Source organism: Pseudomonas sp. S32 (assembly GCF_016648095.1).
In the GTDB taxonomy this organism is placed as follows: domain Bacteria; phylum Pseudomonadota; class Gammaproteobacteria; order Pseudomonadales; family Pseudomonadaceae; genus Aquipseudomonas; species Aquipseudomonas parafulva.
Genome location: NZ_JACVVF010000086.1, coordinates 1 through 8,075 on the forward strand (window position 1 = coordinate 1; position 8,075 = coordinate 8,075).

General features: G+C 60.0%; 6 protein-coding genes and 1 tRNA gene. 2 read left to right on the forward strand and 5 right to left on the reverse strand.

Going from position 1 to position 8,075, the window contains the following annotated elements; all coding sequences use genetic code 11:
• Positions 1-350 precede the first annotated feature (350 nt).
• Together gltX and uvrB are read right to left on the reverse strand one after the other, a co-directional pair.
• A complete protein-coding gene (gene gltX, locus IAE38_RS23290) occupies positions 351-1,832 on the reverse strand; it encodes a glutamate--tRNA ligase (RefSeq protein ID WP_060483647.1) in 1,482 nt (493 codons plus the stop codon).
• Positions 1,833-1,998: 166 nt separating this feature from the next.
• Positions 1,999-4,014, reverse strand: coding sequence for an excinuclease ABC subunit UvrB (gene uvrB, locus IAE38_RS23295; RefSeq protein WP_201165700.1), 2,016 nt, complete (start codon positions 4,012-4,014; stop codon positions 1,999-2,001).
• Between the two features lie 282 nt (positions 4,015-4,296).
• Here uvrB and IAE38_RS23300 point away from each other — a divergent pair, with 282 nt between their 5' ends.
• Entirely contained in the window at positions 4,297-5,493 is a 1,197-nt protein-coding gene (locus IAE38_RS23300; RefSeq protein ID WP_201219521.1) for an amino acid aminotransferase, read from the forward strand.
• Between the two features lie 65 nt (positions 5,494-5,558).
• Positions 5,559-5,634, forward strand: a tRNA-Asn gene (locus tag IAE38_RS23305).
• Positions 5,635-5,695: 61 nt separating this feature from the next.
• Here IAE38_RS23305 and IAE38_RS23310 read toward each other — a convergent pair.
• The 3 genes from IAE38_RS23310 to IAE38_RS23320 all read right to left on the reverse strand — a co-directional run bounded on the left by IAE38_RS23310 (position 5,696) and on the right by IAE38_RS23320 (position 7,621).
• Complete coding sequence (locus IAE38_RS23310) at positions 5,696-6,256, reverse strand: DUF1285 domain-containing protein (RefSeq protein WP_201219523.1); 561 nt, start codon at positions 6,254-6,256, stop codon at positions 5,696-5,698.
• 9 nt (positions 6,257-6,265) lie between these two features.
• Positions 6,266-6,871 (reverse strand): DUF4823 domain-containing protein, encoded by a 606-nt coding sequence (locus tag IAE38_RS23315; RefSeq protein ID WP_060483650.1) that lies wholly within the window; start codon positions 6,869-6,871, stop codon positions 6,266-6,268.
• Positions 6,872-6,985: 114 nt separating this feature from the next.
• Complete coding sequence (locus IAE38_RS23320) at positions 6,986-7,621, reverse strand: TetR/AcrR family transcriptional regulator (protein WP_028632352.1); 636 nt, start codon at positions 7,619-7,621, stop codon at positions 6,986-6,988.
• Positions 7,622-8,075 lie beyond the last annotated feature (454 nt).

Consider the following 8,075-nt stretch of genomic DNA (forward strand, 5'->3'; position numbering starts at 1 on the left):
GCTGACCTCCTGCATGCCATGCAGGCGCTCTCCCAGCTGAGCTATAGCCCCACAATGTCGCTTTGAACAGAATCGCTGGCTGGGTGCCTGGCGCTTCATTTCGTTCATCGCTGTGGACGGGGCGCATATTAAGTTCGGATCGTAGACCTGTCAAACGAATTTTTGAAAATACCCAAAAGTTTTTTCACAGATAACAATCACTTACCGCAATGGGCTGGACGCAGGTGCAGCTTTTACGTGGGAATGAGGCGTTCAGGGGCGTCGCTGGGCGACGCATCGCGAGCTACGCTCGCTCCTACGGGCCAGGTTATGGCGGTAAAGCGAGCGATGCTAGCGATTCGTTGGCGCCGTCAGGCGATGGTGGCCAACAGTTTTTCCCACTCCTTGTTTTCTTTCTTCGAAACGCCACCCAGCAAGTCCAACGCTTGGCGCAAGCGATAACGCGTCAGGTCCGGGCCGAGGATTTCCATGGCATCGAGTACCGACACTGAACTGGCCTGCCCGGTGATGGCGGCGAACATCAGCGGCATCGCGTCACGCAGTTTCAGCTCCAGGGCCTCGACCACGGCCTGGATGCAGCCCGTAATGCGTTCCTTCTCCCACTGACGCAGGCTTTCGAGCTTCCACAGGATCAACTGCATCACCTGGCGCACCTGGTCGGCCGACAGCTTTTTACTCTCGAACAGCTTGGCGTCGAGCTTCAGCGCACCTTCGAAGAAGAACCCGCCCAGTGGCACTACCTGGCTGAAGGTTTCTACGCGCCCCTGCACGTGCGGGGCAATCTTCATCATGTAGTCGCTGTTGAATGCCCACTGCTGCAAACGAGCAGCGAAGGCCTCGACCGGCAATTCACGCAACCACTGGCCGTTGAGCCAGGACAGCTTTTCGATGTCGAAGATTGGGCCACCCAGCGACACGCGCGACAGGTCAAAGTGTTCAACCATCTCGGCCAGGGAGAACTTCTCGCGCTCGTCCGGCATGGACCAGCCCATACGGCCCAGGTAGTTGAGCATGGCCTCTGGCATGAAGCCCATACGCTCGTAGAACGTGACCGAAGTCGGGTTTTTGCGCTTGGAGAGCTTGGATTTGTCGGGGTTGCGCAACAACGGCATGTAACAGAGCTTGGGCTGTTCCCAACCAAAGTATTCGTACAACTTGATCAACTTGGGTGCGGATGGCAGCCACTCTTCACCCCGCAACACATGGGTGATACCCATCAGGTGGTCATCCACCACGTTGGCGAGGAAATACGTGGGCAGGCCATCGTTTTTCATCAGCACCTGCATGTCCATGCGGTCCCACGGGATCTCGACGTCGCCGCGCAGCATATCGGGTACCACGCACACGCCTTCGCTCGGCACCTTCATGCGGATCACGTGCGGCTCGCCTGCCGCAAGGCGGCGCTGCACTTCCTCGGCGCTCAGGGCCAGGGCACGGCCATCGTAGCGCGGGGTCTCCCCACGGGCCTGCTGCTCTGCACGCATCTGCTCCAGCTCTTCGGCGGTACAGAAGCAGTAGAACGCGTGGCCTGCGTCGACCAATTGCTTGGCATAGCGGGCGTAGATCTCGCCCCGCTCACTCTGGCGATACGGGCCGTGCGGGCCGCCGACGTCCGGGCCTTCGTTCCACTCGATGCCGAGCCAGCGCAGGGCGTCGAAGATCTGCTGTTCCGACTCGCGCGTTGAGCGCAGCTGGTCAGTGTCCTCGATGCGCAGGATGAACTCGCCGCCATGCTGCTTGGCGAAGCAGTAGTTGAACAGGGCGATGTAGGCGGTGCCGACATGGGGGTCGCCGGTCGGCGATGGCGCGATACGCGTGCGTACGGTGGTCATGGAGGGTCTCGAACGAAAGATGAAACAAAGGCCGAATGTTAGCAGGTGGCAGCCATCGGGCTCCAGCGATGGCGCGCACACGGCTTGCCGTGCGCAGGCGCAAGTGCCAAGCAGGGCCGCAGACCATCAGCAATATGCGGACAGGCGCGGCTCGGCTCTCGAGGGGTCAGCTGACGATCAGCCGCTCCCGCAACTGGGTGATTTCGTCACGAAGTTGCGCTGCAGCCTCGAATTCCAGATCGCGGGCAAGCTGCATCATTTTCTCCTCAAGCTGCTTGATACGCTTGGTGATCTCCCCCGGTGTGCGCAGTTCGGCTTCGTAACGGGCGCTCTCCTCCGCCGCCTTGGCCATCCCTTTGCGCTTCTTGCTGCGCGACCCCGGCACCGTAGCGCCTTCGAGGATGTCGGTGATGTCCTTGACCACCCCTTTCGGCACGATGCCGTGGGCCTCGTTGAACGCGATCTGCTTCTCACGACGGCGCTCGGTTTCATCAATGGCACGCTGCATTGAACCTGTGATGTTGTCGGCATACAGGATTGCCCGACCATTGAGGTTTCGTGCGGCGCGGCCAATGGTCTGGATCAGTGAGCGCTCCGACCGCAGGAAGCCTTCCTTGTCGGCATCGAGTATGGCTACAAGCGACACCTCGGGCATGTCCAGGCCCTCACGCAGCAAGTTGATGCCCACCAGCACATCAAAGGTGCCCAGACGCAGGTCGCGAATGATCTCGACCCGCTCGACCGTGTCGATGTCAGAGTGCAGGTAGCGCACCCGCACATCGTGATCGGCCAGGTAGTCAGTGAGGTCCTCGGCCATGCGCTTGGTAAGTGTGGTTGCAAGCACGCGCTCACCCAGGGCCACGCGTTTATGTATCTCGGACAGCAGGTCGTCGACCTGCGTGAGCGCGGGCCGTATCTCCACCTGAGGGTCGACAAGGCCCGTAGGGCGAACCACCTGCTCCACCACCCGACCGGCATGCTCGGCCTCATAAGGCCCGGGCGTGGCAGAAACGAAAATGGTCTGCGGGCTCACGCTTTCCCATTCGTCAAAGCGCATAGGGCGGTTATCCAGCGCCGATGGCAAGCGGAAGCCGTACTCCACCAAGGTTTCCTTGCGCGAGCGGTCGCCTTTGTACATGGCCCCTACTTGCGGAACGCTGACGTGCGACTCGTCGATGACCAGCAGGGCATCCGCCGGCAGGTAGTCGTAGAGTGTGGGGGGTGGCGCACCGGCCGGCCGCCCCGACAGGTAGCGCGAGTAGTTCTCGATGCCATTGCAATAACCCAGCTCCAGGATCATCTCCAGGTCAAAGCGGGTACGCTGCTCCAGGCGTTGCTCCTCGACCAGCTTGTTGCCTTTATGCAGAAACTCAAGGCGCTCACCCAGCTCCTCCTTGATGCCCTCCACCGCCTGCAGCAGCGTTTCCCGCGGGGTGACATAGTGGCTTTTGGGGTAGAACGTGAAGCGCGGCAACTTGCGCAGTACCTCACCGGTCAACGGGTCGAACGCGGCGATGTTCTCAACCTCGTCATCGAACAGCTCGATGCGAATGGCTTCAAGGTCAGATTCAGCAGGGAAAATGTCGACCACGTCGCCACGCACACGGAAGGTGGCACGGGCAAAATCCATTTCGTTGCGGGTGTACTGCAGGTCGGCCAGGCGGCGCAGCAGCGCACGCTGGTCGAGCTTGTCGCCGCGGTCGATGTGCAGCACCATCTTCAGGTACGTTTCAGGGCTGCCAAGGCCGTAGATGCACGACACGGTAGTGACGATGATGGCGTCGCGCCGCTCGAGCAGCGCCTTGGTCGCGGAAAGGCGCATCTGCTCGATATGGTCGTTGATCGACGCGTCTTTCTCGATGAACGTATCCGACGAAGGTACGTACGCTTCGGGCTGGTAATAGTCGTAGTAGGAGACGAAGTACTCGACGGCGTTATTGGGGAAGAATGCCTTGAATTCGCCATACAGCTGCGCGGCCAGGGTCTTGTTGGGCGCCAGCACCAGCGTAGGGCGCTGCACCTGCTGAATGACGTTGGCAATGCTGAACGTTTTGCCTGACCCGGTCACCCCCAGCAACGTCTGGTGCGACAGGCCCGCCTCGATGCCTTCGACCAACTGCCGTATGGCCTCGGGCTGGTCGCCGGCCGGCTGGAAACGGGTGACGAGCTGAAACTCGGACATGTCGAACCTCGCGGTGCTGCACTGTAAATTTAGCCAGTAGTCTATACCCAAATGGGCCTGCCGGGGGATGCTTTGAAGGTGGAACGGTGACCCCGTGTAACGGTGGACCTGGCAATCGGATCAAGGGTCGAAATTTTTTTGCGCAAATAGGCGCAAAAGGTGCGCCAGAGTGTCGCGGCGACCGCGCGGGATCACTATACTGGCTCCCCGTTTGTGCACCGCTTCAGTGCATTCGGCTGGAGCGTGTACGCCCTATCACCTCCTATCCGAGCCAAGGTAACAATGAGCCTGTTTTCCGCTGTCGAGCTGGCACCCCGCGACCCCATCCTGGGCCTCAATGAAGCGTTCAATGCCGACCCACGTACCGACAAGGTCAACCTGGGCGTAGGCGTGTACTGCAATGAGGAAGGCCGCATTCCGCTGCTGCGTGCCGTGATCGAAGCCGAGACCCAACGTGCCGCCCAGCACGCCTCTCGCGGCTACCTGCCCATCGATGGTATCGCCACTTACGACCAGGCCGTGCAGAAGCTGCTGTTCGGCGCCGAATCCCCACTGCTGGCCGCCGGCCGCGTGGTCACCGTGCAAGCGGTGGGCGGCACTGGCGCGCTGAAAATCGGTGCTGACTTCCTCAAGCGGATCGCACCGGGGGCAGTGGTAGCCATCAGTGACCCTAGCTGGGAAAACCACCGCGCGCTGTTCGAGTCGGCGGGCTTCCCTGTGCAAACCTACCGCTACTACGACGCACCTACCAACGGTGTAGACCGCGCCGGCATGCTCGAAGACCTGGCCAACCTGCCAGCGGGCTCTGTCGTGGTGTTGCATGCCTGCTGCCACAACCCGACCGGTGTGGACCTGACCCTGGACGACTGGAAGCATGTTCTGGAAGTGGTCAAGGCCAAGGGGCACGTACCGTTCCTGGACATGGCCTACCAGGGCTTTGGCGACGGCATCGCCGAAGATGCGTTCGCGGTGCGCCTGTTCGCCGAGTCTGGCCTGGAATTCTTCGTGTCCAGCTCGTTCTCCAAGTCGTTCTCGCTGTACGGTGAGCGCGTCGGCGCACTGTCCATTGTCACGGCGTCCAAGGACGAAAGCACGCGCGTGCTTTCCCAGGTCAAGCGGGTGATTCGCACCACCTACTCCAACCCGCCAACCCACGGTGCCACCATCGTTGCCACGGTACTGAACAGTGCTGAACTGCGCCAGATGTGGGAAACCGAACTGGCTGAAATGCGTCAGCGCATCCATGGTATGCGCAAGCAGATGGTCGAATTGCTGGCGCAGTACGGCGCCAAGCGTGACTTCAGCTTCGTTGGCCGCCAGGTGGGCATGTTCTCTTACTCCGGCTTGACCGTTGAGCAAGTGACTCGCCTGAAGAACGACTTCGGCATCTATGCGCTGGACACAGGCCGCATCGCGGTAGCCGCGCTCAACCAGAGCAACATCCACTTGGTTACGAAGGCTATCGTAGAAGTGCTGTAACCGGTTGATTTTACAGGGGGGGGTTGCTTGACTTCCCCCTGGCAATGAGTAAGATACGCGCAGATTCCGCGATAGCTCAGTCGGTAGAGCAAATGACTGTTAATCATTGGGTCCCTGGTTCGAGTCCAGGTCGCGGAGCCAGATAAAAAAGCCCCCGTTGCGCAAGCAGCGGGGGCTTTTGCGTTATTGGGTCAACACCGTGTCAATCGGCCTGGCCGATGGGGTAGAACACGCCCCCGCTCCACACGCCCAACCATTGTTCACCTGACAGCACCTGCGGTACGGCGAGCTCGACCAACTGGTAGAACACATTGCGATGGACCAGCGCCTCGAGGTTATCGCGCATCAACACATAGGGTGAAGGCGCCTGGGTAATGGGGTCGGTGACCACGCGTAAAGGGTTGGCCGGCCCCATGTCCACCTGATCCTCCACATTGCTGGTAAAACGCAGCACCTGTTGCTCGCCCTCGCCCATTACCTCCAGCGCCACCACCACAAAAGGTGCGTCATCCACCTGGATGCCCACCTTCTCTACCGGTGTCACGAGAAAATAGTCATCACCCTCACGGCGGATAATGCCGGAAAACAACTTCACCATCGGTTTGCGGCCGATGGGTGTGCCCATGTAATACCAGGTGCCATCGCGGGCAATACGCATATCGATATCGCCGCAGAAATCCGGGTTCCACAGGTGCACCGGTGGCAGGCCCTTGCTACTGGGAATCTGCGTCAGGAGATCGCTGGTTTTGCCTGACTCACTCATCACATTGCCTCATCGGCTCATGCCCAACAGGCTACGAGCGTACTCGCGCATTGGCGCGCCAAGCAAATCCTGCGGGGTCTGATCGTGGAACGTCAACAAACCGCCACGGCTCTTGATGCGCACCGTGTCGATCAAATAGCGCGTATTGGTTTCCAGCAGCATCATCTGCACCACACCGCTGTCCCAGCCAAGGCGGTCGACGGCCTGCTCGTCGTACCACTCATCCCCATTGCCAATGCGGTCGTCCGTGCGGGCGAACCGGGTGTACAGCACATAGTCGGCGCCCACCGAGCGCGCCTGTACGATGGCCTCTTCCAGGCCAAGGGGCCGGTCGGCGCGACGCACCAGCGGGAAGTATTCGACGAAGCTCTTGAATGCTTCATCCGCCACGGCGTTCTGGCGAGGAACGGGGCCTTTGCCGGGCGGCACGAATGCCCCCTGGCCAATGAAAATAAAGGAGTCGGGCTGCAGGCGGATGGACAAGGTACGGCGGGTGTCGCTGTGATCCAACAGGCCGGCGTCGCTCATGTGGTAGCGCACGCCCTCCCCCATATCGCTGACATTCATGCACCCGCCCAACGCCATAAGCGTTAGCAGCAAGACCAGGCTACGCATCATTCCTCCAGTGGCCGGTGACGAAAAACCGGCGAATAGCTGGCGGATGCAGCTTTTGCGCCAGCTTTGCTCTACGTCATAGCCGGCTACCGATGGCCGTAACCGCAGGTGCAATCAGCTGGCGGGCTCTGGGTCGCGTTTGCGCTTGTTGCCCATACGCACGCCGATATCCATCAGGAACTGGAAGAAGCCTTCCTGATCTTCCAGCACATTGCTCCAGAACGGCGAGTGGTACAGGGCCACAGCGCCATGCACCAGTGCCCATGCCGCGCAGTAATGGAAGTACGGCGGCACGTCTTCAAGCTTGCCTTCGCTGATGCGGCCTTTGATCAGTTGTGTGAGGCGGTCGAAGTTGGAGGCCCGGATACTGTGCAGTTGCTCGACCATCTCCGGCACCTGGTTGCCCTTGACCACCTTTTCTTCCAGGCGATCGAACAGTCGGTAACGTTGAGGGTCGCGCATGCGAAACTCGAAATAGGCACGCGACAGGGCCTCTTTGTCACGGTCTACATCAGCGGAATGCAGCAGCTCATTGAGGTCGCGCTCGTAGTCGAGCATCAGGCGCAGGTAGATCTCCGCCTTGGACTTGAAGTGCTTGTAGATCGTACCTTTGCCGATGCCTACGGCGTCGGCGATCATCTCGACGGTGACGCTGTCTTCACCTTGCTCGAGAAACAGCTTGAGGGCGGTGTCGAGGATTTCCTGTTCGCGACGGCGAAACTCACGGACCTTACGAGGTTCTTTCTGCATGGGAAGGACTGGCTGACAATCGAAGCGGATTATTATGCCTAACTTGCATGAAATTGCACGGATCATCCGTGGTTATCTGTGTTTCCGGGTGCCTGCGGCCATGCCGAGCGGGAGCACTTGGGGGCTGGCGTATTCCAAATCTGTTTAAAAAACGATCAACTTCGACTGGCGCTGCGTCAAACCTGGCCAATACTAGAGGTGTCGGCCCGGCACATCCCCCCAAGTGGCGTGCCGATAAAGGTGCTCAGGGACCGCGTACCTTTGTTTTACTCCTAATGGTCTTAACCCGGATTCCTCCCCCAGAACCCGGGTTTTTTTTGCCGGCGGCAACCCCACCCAAGCCGCACGCCTCAGCGAGAGCTAGCTTTGGATCTTGATCCAGCTGTTGATCTGGCTGTTGATCTTGATCTGGCTGTTGATCTTGATCTGGCTGTTGATCTTGATCTGGCTGTTG